The organism is Bacillus sp. GbtcB10 (assembly GCF_019091365.1).
Classification (GTDB): Bacteria; Bacillota; Bacilli; order Bacillales; family Bacillaceae; genus Bacillus; species Bacillus altitudinis.
In genome coordinates, this window is sequence record NZ_JAGXJP010000001.1 from 273,375 (window position 1) to 288,288 (window position 14,914).

Annotated in this window: 23 protein-coding genes; 15 read left to right on the forward strand and 8 right to left on the reverse strand. The window is 42.6% G+C overall.

Annotation, left to right across the window (positions count from 1 at the left end):
- Positions 1-13: 13 nt before the first annotated feature.
- The 9 genes from tenA to KVT11_RS01465 all read left to right on the forward strand — a co-directional run bounded on the left by tenA (position 14) and on the right by KVT11_RS01465 (position 6,833).
- On the forward strand, positions 14-724 hold the full coding sequence (gene tenA / locus KVT11_RS01425) for a thiaminase II (RefSeq protein WP_144626050.1): 711 nt from the start codon (positions 14-16) through the stop codon (positions 722-724).
- Positions 699-1,316: a thiazole tautomerase TenI gene (gene tenI / locus KVT11_RS01430; protein WP_017359665.1), complete on the forward strand. Its 618-nt coding sequence runs from the start codon at positions 699-701 to the stop codon at positions 1,314-1,316. The genes tenA and tenI overlap by 26 nt, the downstream gene beginning before the upstream one ends.
- Positions 1,300-2,412 (forward strand): glycine oxidase ThiO, encoded by a 1,113-nt coding sequence (gene thiO / locus KVT11_RS01435; RefSeq protein WP_210552358.1) that lies wholly within the window; start codon positions 1,300-1,302, stop codon positions 2,410-2,412. The genes tenI and thiO overlap by 17 nt, the downstream gene beginning before the upstream one ends.
- On the forward strand, positions 2,409-2,612 hold the full coding sequence (gene thiS, locus KVT11_RS01440) for a sulfur carrier protein ThiS (RefSeq protein WP_017367025.1): 204 nt from the start codon (positions 2,409-2,411) through the stop codon (positions 2,610-2,612). The genes thiO and thiS overlap by 4 nt, the downstream gene beginning before the upstream one ends.
- Positions 2,613-2,616: 4 nt before the next feature.
- Positions 2,617-3,384, forward strand: a complete 768-nt coding sequence (locus KVT11_RS01445) for a thiazole synthase (protein ID WP_210552359.1) — start codon at positions 2,617-2,619, stop codon at positions 3,382-3,384.
- A complete protein-coding gene (locus KVT11_RS01450) occupies positions 3,381-4,394 on the forward strand; it encodes a thiazole biosynthesis adenylyltransferase ThiF (protein WP_024720132.1) in 1,014 nt (337 codons plus the stop codon). Before KVT11_RS01445 ends, KVT11_RS01450 begins: the two co-directional genes overlap by 4 nt.
- 17 nt (positions 4,395-4,411) lie before the next feature.
- Entirely contained in the window at positions 4,412-5,218 is an 807-nt protein-coding gene (gene thiD, locus KVT11_RS01455; RefSeq protein WP_017359661.1) for a bifunctional hydroxymethylpyrimidine kinase/phosphomethylpyrimidine kinase, read from the forward strand.
- Between the two features lie 149 nt (positions 5,219-5,367).
- Positions 5,368-6,144 carry an enoyl-ACP reductase FabI gene (gene fabI / locus KVT11_RS01460; protein WP_017359660.1) on the forward strand — a complete coding sequence of 259 codons (777 nt, stop codon included), beginning with the start codon at positions 5,368-5,370 and terminating at the stop codon, positions 6,142-6,144.
- A 113-nt stretch (positions 6,145-6,257) separates the two neighbouring features.
- Entirely contained in the window at positions 6,258-6,833 is a 576-nt protein-coding gene (locus KVT11_RS01465; RefSeq protein WP_210552360.1) for a CotO family spore coat protein, read from the forward strand.
- 37 nt (positions 6,834-6,870) lie between these two features.
- Here KVT11_RS01465 and KVT11_RS01470 read toward each other — a convergent pair whose 3' ends face one another.
- The 5 genes from KVT11_RS01470 to KVT11_RS01490 all read right to left on the reverse strand — a co-directional run bounded on the left by KVT11_RS01470 (position 6,871) and on the right by KVT11_RS01490 (position 9,506).
- The gene (locus KVT11_RS01470) at positions 6,871-7,314 is read right to left on the reverse strand and encodes a CotY/CotZ family spore coat protein (RefSeq protein WP_008348434.1); all 444 of its coding nucleotides are present in this window, start codon (positions 7,312-7,314) and stop codon (positions 6,871-6,873) included.
- A gap of 212 nt (positions 7,315-7,526) precedes the next feature.
- Positions 7,527-8,018, reverse strand: coding sequence for a CotY/CotZ family spore coat protein (locus KVT11_RS01475; protein ID WP_025207165.1), 492 nt, complete (start codon positions 8,016-8,018; stop codon positions 7,527-7,529).
- Positions 8,019-8,165: 147 nt separating this feature from the next.
- Positions 8,166-8,651: a spore coat protein gene (locus KVT11_RS01480; RefSeq protein ID WP_008355374.1), complete on the reverse strand. Its 486-nt coding sequence runs from the start codon at positions 8,649-8,651 to the stop codon at positions 8,166-8,168.
- A gap of 88 nt (positions 8,652-8,739) precedes the next feature.
- The gene (locus KVT11_RS01485) at positions 8,740-9,075 is read right to left on the reverse strand and encodes a hypothetical protein (RefSeq protein ID WP_008348429.1); all 336 of its coding nucleotides are present in this window, start codon (positions 9,073-9,075) and stop codon (positions 8,740-8,742) included.
- A gap of 44 nt (positions 9,076-9,119) precedes the next feature.
- A complete protein-coding gene (locus KVT11_RS01490; protein WP_007498962.1) occupies positions 9,120-9,506 on the reverse strand; it encodes a spore coat protein in 387 nt (128 codons plus the stop codon).
- Between the two features lie 177 nt (positions 9,507-9,683).
- On the opposite strand from KVT11_RS01490, the gene KVT11_RS01495 reads away from it, so the two are divergent.
- From KVT11_RS01495 to spoVIF, 5 genes are all read left to right on the forward strand, one after another.
- Positions 9,684-10,034, forward strand: a complete 351-nt coding sequence (locus tag KVT11_RS01495) for a DUF1360 domain-containing protein (RefSeq protein WP_019743061.1) — start codon at positions 9,684-9,686, stop codon at positions 10,032-10,034.
- A gap of 71 nt (positions 10,035-10,105) precedes the next feature.
- Positions 10,106-10,234, forward strand: a complete 129-nt coding sequence (locus KVT11_RS21235) for a hypothetical protein (protein WP_008348422.1) — start codon at positions 10,106-10,108, stop codon at positions 10,232-10,234.
- Positions 10,235-10,317: 83 nt separating this feature from the next.
- The gene (locus KVT11_RS01500; protein ID WP_210552361.1) at positions 10,318-10,539 is read left to right on the forward strand and encodes a hypothetical protein; all 222 of its coding nucleotides are present in this window, start codon (positions 10,318-10,320) and stop codon (positions 10,537-10,539) included.
- An 84-nt stretch (positions 10,540-10,623) separates the two neighbouring features.
- Positions 10,624-10,761 carry a YjcZ family sporulation protein gene (locus KVT11_RS01505; RefSeq protein ID WP_008348419.1) on the forward strand — a complete coding sequence of 46 codons (138 nt, stop codon included), beginning with the start codon at positions 10,624-10,626 and terminating at the stop codon, positions 10,759-10,761.
- Between the two features lie 136 nt (positions 10,762-10,897).
- Positions 10,898-11,155, forward strand: a complete 258-nt coding sequence (gene spoVIF, locus KVT11_RS01510; protein WP_008348417.1) for a sporulation-specific transcription regulator SpoVIF — start codon at positions 10,898-10,900, stop codon at positions 11,153-11,155.
- Between the two features lie 16 nt (positions 11,156-11,171).
- On the opposite strand, the gene KVT11_RS01515 is transcribed toward spoVIF, so the two are convergent.
- Positions 11,172-13,481 (reverse strand): ATP-dependent helicase, encoded by a 2,310-nt coding sequence (locus KVT11_RS01515; RefSeq protein ID WP_210552362.1) that lies wholly within the window; start codon positions 13,479-13,481, stop codon positions 11,172-11,174.
- Between the two features lie 126 nt (positions 13,482-13,607).
- Between KVT11_RS01515 and KVT11_RS01520 the strand changes: the two genes are divergently transcribed.
- A complete protein-coding gene (locus tag KVT11_RS01520) occupies positions 13,608-13,865 on the forward strand; it encodes a hypothetical protein (protein WP_008348414.1) in 258 nt (85 codons plus the stop codon).
- An 83-nt stretch (positions 13,866-13,948) separates the two neighbouring features.
- Here KVT11_RS01520 and KVT11_RS01525 read toward each other — a convergent pair whose 3' ends face one another.
- Both KVT11_RS01525 and KVT11_RS01530 read right to left on the reverse strand, forming a co-directional pair.
- A complete protein-coding gene (locus KVT11_RS01525) occupies positions 13,949-14,383 on the reverse strand; it encodes a GNAT family N-acetyltransferase (protein ID WP_008348412.1) in 435 nt (144 codons plus the stop codon).
- Positions 14,384-14,389: 6 nt separating this feature from the next.
- Entirely contained in the window at positions 14,390-14,905 is a 516-nt protein-coding gene (locus tag KVT11_RS01530) for a YjcG family protein (protein ID WP_017359656.1), read from the reverse strand.
- Positions 14,906-14,914 lie beyond the last annotated feature (9 nt).

Here is a 14,914-nt window from a genome sequence, read left to right on the forward strand (position 1 = left end):
GGAGGAGAGGAACATGACATTTTCGAACGAATGTAAAGAAGCAGCAGCTAGATGGTGGAATGGGAGCTTTACACACCCTTTTGTGCAAGGGATTGGTGATGGCACACTTTCACTCGATCGTTTCACTTATTATGTGATGCAGGATTCGTACTATTTAACTCATTTTGCAAAAGTACAGTCGTATGGAGCCGCTATTAGTGAGGACTTACATACGACAGGCAGAATGGCATATCATGCGCAGGGTACGTATGAAGCAGAGCTATCACTGCATAGAAAGTTCACAGAACTGCTCCAGATCTCTGATGAAGCGCTGGCAAACTTTAAACCTTCTCCAACTGCTTATGCATATACCTCGCATATGTACCGATCTGTGAAAAGCGGTCGTTTTGAAGAAATTTTAGCCGCATTATTGCCGTGCTACTGGCTTTATTATGAGGTAGGAGAAAAACTGAAACAAACAACACCTGACCATCCGATTTATCAAGAATGGATTTTGACATATGGCGGGGATTGGTTTAAAGAGCTTGTTTTTGAACAGGTGAACCGTTTTGATGAACTTGCAGAAAAAGCGCCAGAACATGTGCGGGCTAATATGAAAGAAAATTTCGTGATTTCGAGCTATTACGAATACCATTTCTGGGAGATGGCGTATGAAAAAGAAATGTGGCAGACAGCATGCTTAGATGGGGTTGGTGCAAATGGAACTCCACGCAGTGACAAATGATACGCTTCCTATCAGGGAGCTCATCAAGCAAATAAAAGACATTGCGTCTGAAGTAGACTTTATTCATATTCGTGAACGATCGAAGGCAGCAGGTGAGCTGGTTCACCTTGTGAAACAACTTCTAGCAGAAGGTGTTCCGAAAGAAAAGCTGATTATCAATGACCGAGTTGACGTTGCGCTGCTGACCAATATTCACCGGGTTCATCTTCCTGGACACAGCTTTTCGCCAAAGGAATTAAGACAAAAATTTCCTCACCTCCATGCGGGGGTATCGGTTCATTCGATAGAAGAAGCCAGAGCAGCAGAGAAGAACGGGGCAGAGTATGTCATGTTTGGACATGTGTATGATACCGCATGCAAACCCGGACTACAGGCGAGAGGCATAAAGGTTGTGGAGGAAATGACTTCTACGCTGTCCATTCCAGTCGTTGTCATTGGTGGAATCACACCAGAACGACTGCCAGAATTGATGCATGTTGATTTAAAGGGAATAGCCGTCATGTCGGGAATTTTTGCTCATCCTCAGCCGCGCAAAATGGCGCAAACATTTTCTAAAAAGCGAAAGGAGAATCCTTATGAACAAGCATTATGATGTTGCAATCATTGGTGGTGGAATCATAGGGATGTCGATCGCTTATCACCTTGCAAAAGCAGGAAAGCAGATTGTCTTATTTGAGGCAAATGAGATCGGGAAGCAAACGACGAGTGCGGCTGCTGGCATGCTGGGTGCACATGCTGAAGGAGAAGGTGATAAAGATATTTTCTTTCAAGTAGGCAGACAAAGTCAGGCTTTATATGAAAAATTAACGGTCGACCTTCAGCATGAATCGGGCATTGATATTCGGACATCAGTGGGCGGGATTATGAAGGTGGCTTTTACAGAACAAGAAAAGCGTGCGCTTTGCCGGATGCAGCATTTGCCCACATTTGAATGGCTGGAAGCAAGCAGCGTAAAAGAACGTATGCCTCAAATAGCAGATGACATTGTAGGAGCAGGCTTGATAGCAGATGATGTACATGTCGAGCCATATGCGGTATGCAGGGCTTTTTGGCAGGCGGCTGTTCGGCAAGGAGCGGATGTGAAGGAGTTTACCCCCGTTATTGATGTAAAGAGGGGAAAAGAAACATTGACAGTCAGTACAGCTAAAGGCATCTTCACATGTGATCATCTGACTGTAGCAAGTGGTGTATGGTCAGGCCGTTTTTTAGAAGAACTGGGTTTATCACATTCTCTCTATCCCGTAAAAGGAGAATGCGTGTCTGTTTGGAATAACGGTCCAGCGCTTGCACACACCATCTATCATGATCATTGTTATATCGTTCAAAGGGATAGCGGTAAGCTAGTGATTGGTGCAACGATGAAGCCGAATGACTGGCAGGCCATTCCGACACTTGGCGGTATTGAAGCAGTTATTCACAAAGCATCTCAGCTCATGCCTTCTATTCGAGAGATGCCGATTGATCAATGCTGGGCAGGTCTACGGCCAGCGACAAGCGACCGGCACCCCTATATCGGAAAACATCCGGAAGACGAGCGTATTCTTTTTGCAACGGGACATTACCGAAATGGCATTTTACTTGCGCCGATTACGGGGGAAATCATTCGCGGCTTGATAGTAGGCGAGTCTGTGAATAAGGAATGGCTTCATGCGTTTCGTATTGGGCGAAAGGAGGCATTGTTCGTATGAAAATTCAATTGAATGGAAGAATGGTTGATTTCGATAAGGAAAATGGCACGATTTTTGATCTGCTATCAGCCTATCAACTTGAAAACCGAGTGGTGATCGTTGAAAAAAATCAAGAAATTATAGATAAAGAAGCCTTTCAACAGGTAAAAATTCAACCAAATGACACGATTGAAATCGTTCACTTTGTAGGAGGAGGATGACAACATGCTGCATATTGGCGGAAAAACATTCACATCTAGATTATTACTTGGTACAGGGAAGTACCCATCATTTGAAATTCAAAAAGAAGCTGTGAACGTATCAGAAGCTGAAATTTTGACCTTTGCTGTGCGAAGAATGAACATATTTGAACCATCACAGCCCAATTTTTTAGAGCAGCTCGATTTATCAGCCTATACATTGCTGCCAAATACTGCCGGGGCAAGTACAGCGGAAGAAGCGGTGCGGATTGCTCGTTTAGCGAAAGCTTCTGGACTGTGTGACATGATCAAAGTAGAAGTCATTGGCTGCTCAAGGTCTCTTCTGCCAGATCCAGTCGAAACGTTAAAAGCATCTGAAATGTTATTAGAAGAAGGTTTTATCGTGCTGCCATATACGTCAGATGATGTGGTGTTGGCAAGGAAATTAGAAGAACTTGGTGTCCATGCCATTATGCCAGGTGCTTCTCCAATCGGTTCAGGTCAAGGGCTTTTAAACCCTCTGAATCTATCGTTTATTATCGAACAGGCAAAGGTGCCAGTTATTATTGATGCGGGTGTAGGTTCTCCGAAGGATGCTGCTTATGCGATGGAATTGGGCGCTGATGCTGTATTACTGAATACAGCCGTGTCTGGCGCAAAGGACCCTGTGAAAATGGCTAAAGCGATGAAGCTGGCGATTGAATCTGGAAGACTCGGGTTCGAGGCAGGCCGTATTCCATTCAAAAACTATGGAACAGCCAGCAGTCCGCAGGAAGGAATGCCAGCATTTTGAGCACACGTTATTCACGCCAAGAGCTTTTTAGGCCTATTGGAGAGGAAGGACAAAAACGGCTACATGCCTCAAAGGCCGTCATTATTGGGGCTGGGGCACTTGGAACAGCGAGTGCTGAAATGCTCGTTCGTGCCGGCGTAGGATCTGTCACCATTTTGGATAGAGATTATATTGAATGGAGCAATCTGCAGCGTCAGCAGCTATACACAGAACAAGATGTTCTTGATCGGCTGCCAAAGGCTGTGGCTGCTGAGAAAAGACTCAAGCAGGTGAACAGTGATGTTCATGTGAGAGGAATCGTCATTGACGTGACCGCTCAAAATATTGATGAGTACGTCAGCGGGGCATCCATCATCGTGGATGCAGCGGATAATTTTGAGGTGAGAATGATTGCGAACGATGCGGCCGTCAAACATCAAATTCCGTTCCTTTACGGGGCCTGTGTAGCAAGCTATGGTATTCAATTCACAGTGATTCCTGGTGAAACACCATGTTTACACTGCCTGCTTGAGCATTTGCCTGCACAAGGCATGACATGTGATACAGCAGGAATTATTAGTCCAGTAGTGCAGCAGGTTGCGGCCTATCAAGTGGCGGATGCACTGAAGCTTTTAACAGGACACCACATCACACCGGTATTAAGATCGTTTGATTTATGGACAAACGAGCGATCTGATATTCGATCCGTTACGTCTTTAAAAAAGAAACAATGTCCAAGCTGCGGTCTTAAGACATATCCATTTCTCTCATATGATCAAAGAGCAAAAGCAGATGTATTATGTGGACGAAATACCGTACAAATTCGCAGTGCACTAGGGGCACCCCCTGCGCTGCATGAAGTAGCCCGTCAGCTAAAGAAAGCAGGAATGGATGTGTTGGAAAATCCTTATTTGCTTTCGTGTCAGAAGGATGAGTACAAGCTTGTTTTATTCAAAGATGGCAGAGCGCTTGTACATGGGACAAATGATATTGCGAAAGCGAGAACGATTTATCATCAATGGATTGGCTAATGAGAGGGTGAGATGACATGACGATTAAAAAAGCATTAACCATCGCAGGTACTGATTCTGGTGGTGGAGCAGGTATTCAAGCAGATTTGAAAACCTTTCAGGAGCTTGGTGTGTACGGAATGTCCGCCATTACGGCCATTACAGCGCAAAACACACTTGGCGTTCACGGTATTTATCCTCTGTCTATCGAGGCGCTCGAAAGTCAAATTGATGCAGTAGCAGAAGACTTGTTGCCAGATGCCGCTAAAACAGGGATGCTGTGGAGTGCCGACATGATCAGTGTCGTTGCTGAAAAGACGAAGCAATATGACTTGAAACTAATTGTCGATCCAGTCATGATTGCCAAAGGCGGCGCTTCTTTATTAAATGAAGATGCGGTCTCTGCTATGAAAACACAGTTACTGCCTGTCAGTTATGCAGTCACACCGAATCTCCCTGAGGCAGAAGTGCTGATAGGCATGCGCATTCAGACAAAAGACGATCGCCATAGAGCAGCAGAACGACTTTATGAGCTTGGCACGTCCTATGTTGTGATCAAAGGAGGTCATAGTCCTTCAGACGGCCTCATTACAGACCTTTTGTACGATGGAAAAAGCTTTTTTGAACTCACGAACGAACATATTGATACACCACATACACACGGAACAGGCTGTACATTTGCAGCGGCATTAACGGCAGAAATAGCAAAAGGTCGTTCCATGAAGGAAGCCTTTGAAACGGCAGAAACCTTTGTCCATGAGGCGATCAAATTTCCTCTGAATATTGGTGCTGGGCACGGACCGACTAACCACTTTGCTTATCAGCAAAACAGAGTCAAAGCATAAAAAGAAGACTGTCTTCACTTGTGAGGACGGTCTTTTTTCTGAAATAAAAACTTTCTTTCAACGGAAATTGTCAATATCTCATGATATGTGATAAGATTATGATCAGGTACTAATACTATGTCTTGAAAAAATAGGAGGCTTTAATACATATGAACTTTTCTTTAGAAGGCCGTAATATTGTGGTGATGGGTGTTGCCAATAAACGAAGCATCGCTTGGGGAATCGCTCGTTCACTTCACGAAGCAGGAGCTCGTTTGATTTTTACTTATGTTGGAGATCGTCTGGCAGAATCAGTGAAAGAGCTAGCAAGCACGCTAGAGCGTGATGATTCCATTATTCTTCCTTGTGATGTGACAAGTGATGAAGAAATCGAAAAATGTTTTGCAGCGATTAAAGAAAAAGTACAAGTCATCCATGGTGTTGCACATGCGATTGCATTTGCGAACAAAGAAGAGCTTGTCGGTGAATATTTGAACACGAACCGTGAAGGTTTCCTTTTAGCGCACAACATTAGTGCCTATTCACTAACAGCTGTAGCAAAAGCAGCACGTCCGCTCATGACAGAAGGCGGAAGCATTGTCACACTTACTTACCTAGGCGGAGAGCGCGTTGTCTCTAACTACAATGTCATGGGTGTAGCAAAAGCAGCCCTTGAAGCAAGTGTGAAATACTTAGCAGCTGATCTTGGAGCGGAAGGCATCCGTGTGAACAGCATTTCTGCTGGACCAATTCGTACGTTATCTGCAAAAGGAATCAGCGGCTTTAATACGATCCTGAAGGATATTGAAGAGCGTGCACCGCTTCGCCGTACAACGACTCCTGAAGAAGTTGGCGATACAGCACTATTCTTATTCAGTGATTTATCGCGCGGCATGACAGGTGAGAATCTTCATGTTGATTCTGGCTTCCATATCATTGCCCGCTAAACGAATAATTGATTTGCAGCATACCAATCACTGGTATGCTGTTTTTTATTTTTCTTCTGATTTGGGGTGTCCTCTCATATATATAAGGAATGAATCATTCGGGAGGGATCAGTATGTCAAATAAAGGTGATGAGAATCAAAAGCCGCTTATGTATATTGTTCAGCCGAGCTATGATGAATCAGCGCCGGCCATGCAAAATATTGTGAGAAAGCGAAAGAAGTCAGAAAAACCTTCAGAAACCAATAAAAGCGCCAAAGAGGATGCAATCGACGAGAGCGTGCAAGAACCTGTATCACAGGAAGTAAAGCAGAAAAAAGAAGAGCCGCCTGCACTACAGCAAGAGCGGGAGATCAATCAAGAAAAAGATGATTCACAAAATCGAGAGCCAGTACAAGAACAAGAAAAACAGCCAGAAGGCGTATTTCATGAAACAAAAGAAGAACCAAGAAGAAAACGAGTGAAGAAGCCGTTAAGCCAAATGAATATCGAGGAGAAAGTCGATTTTCTTACAAGTCTGCCGCATAATATGCCGAGAGCGCTTTGCCTCATTGAAGCCGATGGAAAAACATATAGAGGAATCATCATGGAGAAAAAAGACAATATGGTTGTCATCCGCACGGCAGGCGGCGGTAATCCAGTGGAATTAGCGATTGGTGATATTTCTTCTATTCATCCACTTGGTTTTTAATGAACATAAAAAAAGTCCCATAATGGGACTTTTTTTGTTAGCAGCTACGGTTGATGAGTCTTGGATTTAAGCACTCGATTGCGCAGAAGCAGTCAAGGTCTACTTCAATGCAATATTTTGATTTTTCTAAACGGAACACATCACATACGGAATCTTTATCTGTAAAATCTAAAATATGACGATCTTTGTCAAATGCAATAAGCAAGCTGAGTGTTGCGCAGTGATCAGAGATGTGTTCGACTCTGAAAAATGCAGTGCTGAAGCAAGGGCCAGCATCTACTTCTCCGACGTTTCCGAATGCGACGAATGGTTTTGATTTTGAGGTAAATAGAACAAATGGGACAGTGTCACCTAATGAATGTGATGGAGAAAGGAGATTGCTGTAACAGCTGGTCGGGCAATCCTCTTCGACGGCATTTTGTAAGTCGTTTATGTTTTCAACAGCCTCTGCTACACAGTTCCATGAATGTTTGCGGCTCATATTCAACCCTCCTATACAAGGAAATTTGTTTGAGTGTTTGAGCACTGTCATCATCATCTATAAGCTTTATTACGTGTCTCGCCGGTTGATGCATCTAATGTCAATCAATGCGGAAGCGGCCGCCTTTTGCTGACTGCTCCGCATGATTGGTTGTCATTCGTGAGGAAGGGGATGCTTTGACTTATGACAAGATAGATGAGCGGGCGATTGGTTTAGCCGTGGTGATGATGCTTTTTATCTTTTGCCGGCATGACTCTGTCGACAAGTTCTGGATTTAAACATTGGATCGCGCAGAAACAGTTCAAATCAACTTCGATACAAAAGTCCGCTTTTTCTAAACCAAAGAAGTCAGGATCGCAAGGGTGACAAACGCTTAGCGTATGTCCGTGTACATCAACAGGTCTTAATACAGATAATGTGGCACAGCAGTCATGCAATTTTTCAACCCGGAAGAAAATGGATTCGAAGCATTGGCAATCGTCAACAAATCCTCCAATGTTTCCGAAAGTAGAGAACAATCCGCCCTTTTTATCAAAAAGTAAAAACGGAATCGTATCTTTTCCAGAAACTGTCGGGCTTAATAAATTACTGTAGCAGCTCGTAGGACATTTATCTTCTACAGCTTCCTGCTCTGCTAAAATCTTATCAACCGCATCGCATACACAGTTTTCATCATGTCGGCCATGGTGTTTTCCGCAGCTCATGGATTTCAGCTCCTTTAACAAGGTATTTGACTTTAGTCCTTAACAACATATGTATGCGCCCTCTAGTTGGTGTGGGTAAATGACTATTTATCTTTGTTGTATTTTTAGAAAAAGGAAAAGCAGAGCTTTTCGCTCTGCTTTTGTACATTAGAGGATACCAATTGCAACGATCGTCGCAACAAGTGTCTGTGTAAGCGTTTGGATGGCAATAGAGATGTCCGCATCGATTGTAGAGACTGTAACGTTTCTAGAGTTTTCGATAACAAGTTTCTGGCGATTTGTTTGTTTATGGCTAGCTGCTTGTAAGAGATCTTGCGTGACGCGGTCAGCTAGGTCACCATCAGCGATTGAGATGTTTGTAATGGTGATGATCGCTGTTTGAACAGCTGCTTGGATAGATGCTGCAACCTGTGCATCAACAGAAGAGACGTTAATGTCACAAGAATCTCTAACGATAATGACTTCCTCAGATGTCTGCTTTGTCACACTCACTTGATCAAAGTCTTGTAAAACATCTTCATCATCATAATAGTTGCCGTCACAGACTGCTTTTCTTTCGTAGTTATGATGGTAATCGCCGTGGTGTGTACAGTTACGATCTAGAGCGACCCAAGAGTATGGTTTAGAATCCATTTCTTTTCCTCCTTCCGTTTACTTTATTAAATGCTGGAATGATTGGTTTTGTCTCGGGCATTTATCCTAGCAGGCAACCCATTTTTATTTAATCGTTATTTTGCTGCGCTTGACGGCGCTGCTGGATACGATCTCGAAGTGAATTTCGTTTAGGGCGCACTTGTGGTTCAGGCTCGACCTCTTCTGCATGTTTTGCTGCCTCTGCCTGACGCTTTTTCTCCTGCTGCTGCTGTACGAAATCATCTGCTTTCTTTTGTAAATCCTGAACCAGCTTCAAAATCATCTTTCTTTGATCTTCTGAAAGGTTTGCTTTCTGATCATCTGTGACATTATTTTTGTTTAAAATATCACTCACAAGAAGGCTTGTTAATGGATCAACATCAGTGTTGATTTGAAACTCCTTTTTTTCGTTCTCTTCAGCCACGATTATTTCACCTCTTTCATACATGATGTTAGAAAAAGAAAGGGTCAAAGAATGCCGGCTTCAACTAAAAGTACATTCAGTGTTTGAGTGAGAATTTGGACGGAGTTCATAATGGATGCATCAGATAATGTAATCGTGACGTTATAACAATTGATGATTTGAATCACTGTTTTCTTTTGAACTGTCACTTGTTGTGCAGCTAAAAGCTGTTCTGTGATGTCTGCAGCCAATTCATCATCTGGTACAAGAATTTGAATTAAAAGAGTAATGATTGTCGTTACGGTCGCTTGAAGGGAGAGTGCGGCTGTTACATCTGTTTTATGAATCGTGACATTTTCGGAATCCTTGATCTCGATGAAATCATCATAATTGCTGATTAATTCGTTTAACAGTTGTGTGTATAATAAATCAGCACTTTCTTCAATAGACAATACTTTCACTCCTTTCTTATCTATACATTATTTAATGCAGCAGAGGCTCAAGGTGGAATCGGAAAGCATGAAAAAGTACAACCCAATTTTATTTACACCCGATTCATCATGGCGGTCTTTCTTTTTGCATATATAAAGAAAGGACGGAAAAAGAAGAATGAAGGAGGTGGAGGTTCCATGAGCGGCGCTTTGTCATTTGCTATATTTGCCCTCGCATCCTTTAGGCTGACGAGATTGATCGTGTTTGATACGATTACAGCCCCCTTTCGCCGTCTATTTCATGAAGAGCAAGAAGAGGTAAACGAACAAGGTGAAGTCGAGACCTATATCGTCATTAAGGGGAAGGGACTGCGATCTTGGATAGGAGAGCTGTTAAGTTGTTATTGGTGTACGGGTATGTGGTGCACTGCTGCTTTACTTGCGATATACATATTTTTTCCTGTCATCAGCATGTGGCTTAATTTACTATTAGCGATTGCCGCCGCAGCAGGCTTGATTGAAGCAGTCGTGTCGAAGCTTGTGAAATAAACAGGCATTCTGATCAGACACGCTTAAAGAAAATGCATATACTAACATGGAATAGGAAAGGAAGGGTTGCGATGAAACCAACTGAAACACCGTCACATATGCTTCAAGGGTATCCAGCGCAGTCAAATCAACAATCTGTATATACGAAGAAAATCAAGAAGACTGGCTGCGGCTGCGGGAAGAAAAAGAAACCTCAATAGGAAAAACAAAAGCCGGATTTATCCGGTTTTTTTGTTGCCCTTTTTTTGGGTGATGCATATGTAAGAGAGAAGGGGTGACCAGAATGGATGCATTCGAACAATTAATCGGTTCCTTGTTCACTAAACCCCATGATGGGAAAGAGCAAGCGCACGAAAAATCTGAAATGGATCTAGCGAATAAAGCGAAGGATCTTGAAGAGCACTTAAAAGCATTTGGCGAGAAAATGGATACTTTTGCGAAAGAAACAGAAGCATTCATGATCCGTCATGGAGAGGCAGATTACGTCTTTAAACAGCAGAAATAAAAATTCCGCACTTTTTTATGTGATCGTCCAAACCATTTCATGTATTTTTCATATTTTGTAAGGGAGAAGAGGAGGTGCTTAAATATGAGTTGTTACGGTTACGGTGGCGGTTATTGCGGAGGTTATGGTGGCGGCTACGGCGGCGGTTATGGTTCAACTTTTGTTCTTGTCGTCGTGCTTTTCATCCTTCTAATCATCGTTGGTGCTTCTTTCTTTAACTAAACAGTAAGAAGGTGAGGGAAGCAATAGGGAAGCCTTTTGCTTTCCTTTCTCTTTGCTAACAAGGCAGCAGGATAGGCACATATCTCGCCTATTTTCATATAGTAAGGTGATTACTCCACAAAGAGGAGGCAAAGGAATGGATAATAAATTCTTTAAAAGCGTGGAAAATAAAACAGGTGTAAATATGAATGATGTCTTTAAGCTTGCAGGTTCTTTGCAAAACGCGAACTTTAAAGATGAGAATACCGTTCGAGGTGTCATTAAAAAAGTGGCGCAGCTTGCAAACAAACGTGTACCTAAAGAAATGGAAGACAAAATCGTTCAATCGATTACAAGTGGAAAAGAAAAGCTTGATTTTAATACAATCGCTAAAATGATGAACAACAAAAAATAAACAACAGGCTCTCCATTTAAAGGGGGGCCTGTTGTTTTTGTGTGAATAATTCACGATTTTTCTTTAAAAGAGGGTACAAAAAGCGGGAGCGGTGAGCCATTTTTCCTCTTCTATATGATGGAACGGATAGATAAAGGGATAGTTCTGCTCTCGTCATGGCAACGTATAATAAGCGCCGCTCCTCTTCAATGGCTTCTTCATCACCGTTTCTCAGCTCATCAAGTGCAAAGTCATGAGGGAGCGCCCCATCAACCACGCTCGTGATGTACACTGTTTGGAATTCTAGTCCCTTCGCACGGTGGATCGTCATGAGCTGAACGCCTGGTTCATCTGATTTTTCCTTTTCAGCAGATTTCATATGTTCGGCATGAGCGAGGAAGGCTTCAATTGTTTCAAAACGTTTCGCCGCTGTTTTCACATCTCGTACATCATCTGTTCCTTTTTCAAGCACATTCGTATCATTCACACGTTTTTTTAAATAATCACCAAGTCCCATCCTTTGTTCAATAAACGCTACAGCTTCAGATGGCTTTAACGATTTTAACGTTCGAAACAGGGGAACGATCGATTGTAGTTTTTTACGCTGAAACGGCTGAATGTCTGTTAGCTTTCCAAGTGCCTCTACCATAGAACAATCTTCCGTAATGGTCAGCGCCTTCATGGTATTCAGTGTTTGCTGCTTTAAAAAGAAAACGGGCAGCAGCAGCTTCATTGCGGCGACATCATCTGCATCCTGACTGAGCGAAAGAAAAGCGAGCAGCACCCGAACAATTCTTCTGCTATAAAAGGCTTTTACGCCAGCATCGGTTTGATACGGAATCGCCGATTGATGAAGACGTTCATAAATCGCTCGGCCTCCTGTATTCGTTCTAAACAGCACGCAAAAGTCATTCGGTTTTGCACCGTTTTTAATTTTCTCCTGAATATCTGCTACGATCATGGTCGCTTCCTCTTCCTCGTCATATGGATAAAAAAGAGTCGGCGGAATTTTCTCCACGCGAACGGCTTTTAACGTTTTCTCGTAACGATGCTGGTTCTTCTTAATAATGGCGTCAGCACTTGCGACAATCGTATGATGAGAGCGGTAATTTGCATGTAAATGGACGATCTCGGCCGAAGGATAGTCCTGTTTGAAGTCAAGAATAAAAGCAGGATTGCTTCCTCTAAATGCATAGATGGCTTGATCATCATCGCCTACACAAAATAGCTGCTCGGATTCTCCAGCTAAAAGCTGGATTAATTGATATTGTACGGGATTAATATCTTGAAATTCATCTACTAAAATATACTTGAATCGTTCTTGATATTGTTTGAGCAATTCAGGCTGCTTATTCAGCATGTGTAAACAGGCAATCGCCATGTCATCAAAGTCAAATTGTTGATTTTCACGCTTTTGCTGTTCGTATGACTGATAGATTGTCCACATTTGCTTTTCTTTTTCATCTTTCAGCTCAGGAAGTTCGTCTGGCAAAAAAGCATTTTTCCAATAGCCGATTGATTGCAGCACTTGATCGGTTGGATAGTCTTTTTCATCAAGTCCTTCATGCATGATTGCTTTTCGAATATACTGCTCTTTTTGCCAGTCGAATTTGATCAAATGCTGTCCGTTCCATTTGCCCCGATCATCGTGAAGCAACATTTTATAAAATAGACTGTGGAATGTGCCTGTCACAACTTGGCTCGCCTGTGAAGGATGAAGCTGATACTGCATACGCAGTCTTTCTTTCATTTCACTGCTTGCTTTTGTGGTGAAGGTCACGAGCAGGATATGGTGAGCAGGGATTTGATGGTGCGACATCAGATAAGCAGCTCTTGCTGTCAGTACCCTTGTTTTCCCGCTGCCGGCGCCAGCTAGCACAAGCATCGGACCGTCTTTGTGTGTGACTGCTTGAAGCTGCGGTGCGCTAAAGGTGATGTGTGGAAAGAGGTCAATGGTATGCACTTCTTCATTCTTTTCTAAATGAAAGGTTTCGCCAAATTGAATGGATCGTGGTTCCTGCCAGTCATCCGATTCTTCTGTTTGTGAGATGATCTGTTTGCCGGTTGGAAAGCGAAAGCCGCCAAGTTCTTTGTAGGATGCCTCTTCCTCTCGTTCAGCCGGTTTCTTTTCCTCTTGTTGTTCTCTTTTTTCGCAAATCTCTTGCTGAGATATTTGCTTATGGATAAAGGCAGGTTCTTCATGTATATTTAATCTGAAAAAGACGGATTCTCCGCAATATGGGCAAGATAAATGCCCTTTTTTCCCCTCATCATGGAGGAATTGATAGTGTTCTCTCGAATATGTATGTAATGAGATCGTTCGATCATGTCGTCGTGCGCATTTCAAAGCTAGTCCTCCAATAGTCAATCAATGTTAAAAAGAAACACATCTAATCATATCAAATGAGGCGTGTTTCAAACAGTCATAATTAGGGAATAGTAGAGTAGAAGAGAAGCAAAGGAGGCGTTCTTGATGGGATATATAGCCCCGATTCAGCCGGATCTGTATTTTCAATATATCAATCGTCCTGCTCCTCAGGATAAAGAAGACTATGCGAAAGTGACGAAGGTCACCCGCACCTTTCATGACAAGGTATACAGAGAGCTGGAGAAAAAAGAGGACTTAGTGACAGAAGCGGAAACGAAAGTACAGCAAAAAAAGCGGGAGCGCTTTGTACGAGATATGTTTATGGAAGAAGGTAAGGGCGTTCATATCAATACTTACGTCTAAATGACTGCGCTTTCTTCCTGAGCGAACGAGATGGAATCAATAAAAAGCCAGGGCATCCATGATGCCCTGGCTTTTTATTGTCGTTAAACGGATAGTGTTTTTGTCATTTTGACATGTGTAATTCCTGCTTCTTCAAACGGTTCTGAAACGGCTTTGTAGCCTTTCTTTTCGTAGAAAGGAAGAGCTTGGACTTGTGCATGCATGACAGCTTCTTTCGCTCCGTTTGCCATCGCTTCAGACTCAAGTGCTTCTAAAAGCTGGTGGCCAAGACCGAAAGAGCGCGCCTCTTTTAATACACAAATTCGTTCAAGCTTTGCCTTATGACCTTCAATTATGCGCAGTCTAGCAGCAGCTTGTGGTTTGTTGTCATCATTATAAATGACAAAGTGAATGGCTTCGTCCTCAAGTTCATCAATTTCAATCTCTAACGGGACTTCTTGTTCTTTTACGAAAACTTCTTTTCGAACATAATAAGCATCTTCTCGTTGTGTTTGTTCTTTTACGATGACTGTATTCAAATGTCTTTAACCCTCTTCTCCTAAGATAAATGTTTCATAAACGGTCCAAGAACCGTTCTCTAATTGATATAAAAGATGGAAGCGGTCAACCGTTTCCTCGTGGTCAATTTTTCTCAGCTTCAATGTGCCTAGAACGTCTGAATGCTCATCGTCTGATAACTTTTGAGCCACTGTCACATGCGGAACAAATGCATATTCAGGTGTACCAGCAAGCGGATCAGTGTACAACTTCTCATTGAGAGCCATTAATTCTTCGTTCGGTTCTACTTTCATATAAATCACGTTGTTTACAGGAGCGAATGAACTGAATTTTTTAATACGTAACGTAATAGGAGAAGCATTTTTTGCGTACTCTCGCAAGGTGGAGACGACCTCAGCTGCTTCTAGATCCGTTAATTCAAAAGGTGTTCTTAATGTTAAATGAGGTGGTATGAGTGCATAGTTCGGATCATAACGTTTCCGATAAGAGTTCGCAATGTCTTGCAATTTTTTTGATGGAAATAAAACAACTCCGTATTTCATCATGTTCCC

Bases quoted from the DNA above. Each gene is read 5' to 3' on its own strand.
- tenA (WP_144626050.1), top strand. From the start codon at position 14: ATGACATTTTCGAACGAATGTAAAGAAGCAGCAGCTAGATGGTGGAAT.
- tenI (WP_017359665.1), top strand. From the start codon at position 699: ATGGAACTCCACGCAGTGACAAATGATACGCTTCCTATCAGGGAGCTC.
- thiO (WP_210552358.1), top strand. From the start codon at position 1,300: ATGAACAAGCATTATGATGTTGCAATCATTGGTGGTGGAATCATAGGG.
- thiS (WP_017367025.1), top strand. From the start codon at position 2,409: ATGAAAATTCAATTGAATGGAAGAATGGTTGATTTCGATAAGGAAAAT.
- KVT11_RS01445 (WP_210552359.1), top strand. From the start codon at position 2,617: ATGCTGCATATTGGCGGAAAAACATTCACATCTAGATTATTACTTGGT.
- thiD (WP_017359661.1), top strand. From the start codon at position 4,412: ATGACGATTAAAAAAGCATTAACCATCGCAGGTACTGATTCTGGTGGT.
- fabI (WP_017359660.1), top strand. From the start codon at position 5,368: ATGAACTTTTCTTTAGAAGGCCGTAATATTGTGGTGATGGGTGTTGCC.
- KVT11_RS01465 (WP_210552360.1), top strand. From the start codon at position 6,258: ATGTCAAATAAAGGTGATGAGAATCAAAAGCCGCTTATGTATATTGTT.
- KVT11_RS01470 (WP_008348434.1), bottom strand. From the start codon at position 7,314: ATGAGCCGCAAACATTCATGGAACTGTGTAGCAGAGGCTGTTGAAAAC.
- KVT11_RS01475 (WP_025207165.1), bottom strand. From the start codon at position 8,018: ATGAGCTGCGGAAAACACCATGGCCGACATGATGAAAACTGTGTATGC.
- KVT11_RS01480 (WP_008355374.1), bottom strand. From the start codon at position 8,651: ATGGATTCTAAACCATACTCTTGGGTCGCTCTAGATCGTAACTGTACA.
- KVT11_RS01495 (WP_019743061.1), top strand. From the start codon at position 9,684: ATGAGCGGCGCTTTGTCATTTGCTATATTTGCCCTCGCATCCTTTAGG.
- KVT11_RS21235 (WP_008348422.1), top strand. From the start codon at position 10,106: ATGAAACCAACTGAAACACCGTCACATATGCTTCAAGGGTATCCAGCG.
- KVT11_RS01500 (WP_210552361.1), top strand. From the start codon at position 10,318: ATGGATGCATTCGAACAATTAATCGGTTCCTTGTTCACTAAACCCCAT.
- KVT11_RS01505 (WP_008348419.1), top strand. From the start codon at position 10,624: ATGAGTTGTTACGGTTACGGTGGCGGTTATTGCGGAGGTTATGGTGGC.
- spoVIF (WP_008348417.1), top strand. From the start codon at position 10,898: ATGGATAATAAATTCTTTAAAAGCGTGGAAAATAAAACAGGTGTAAAT.
- KVT11_RS01520 (WP_008348414.1), top strand. From the start codon at position 13,608: ATGGGATATATAGCCCCGATTCAGCCGGATCTGTATTTTCAATATATC.
- KVT11_RS01530 (WP_017359656.1), bottom strand. From the start codon at position 14,905: ATGAAATACGGAGTTGTTTTATTTCCATCAAAAAAATTGCAAGACATT.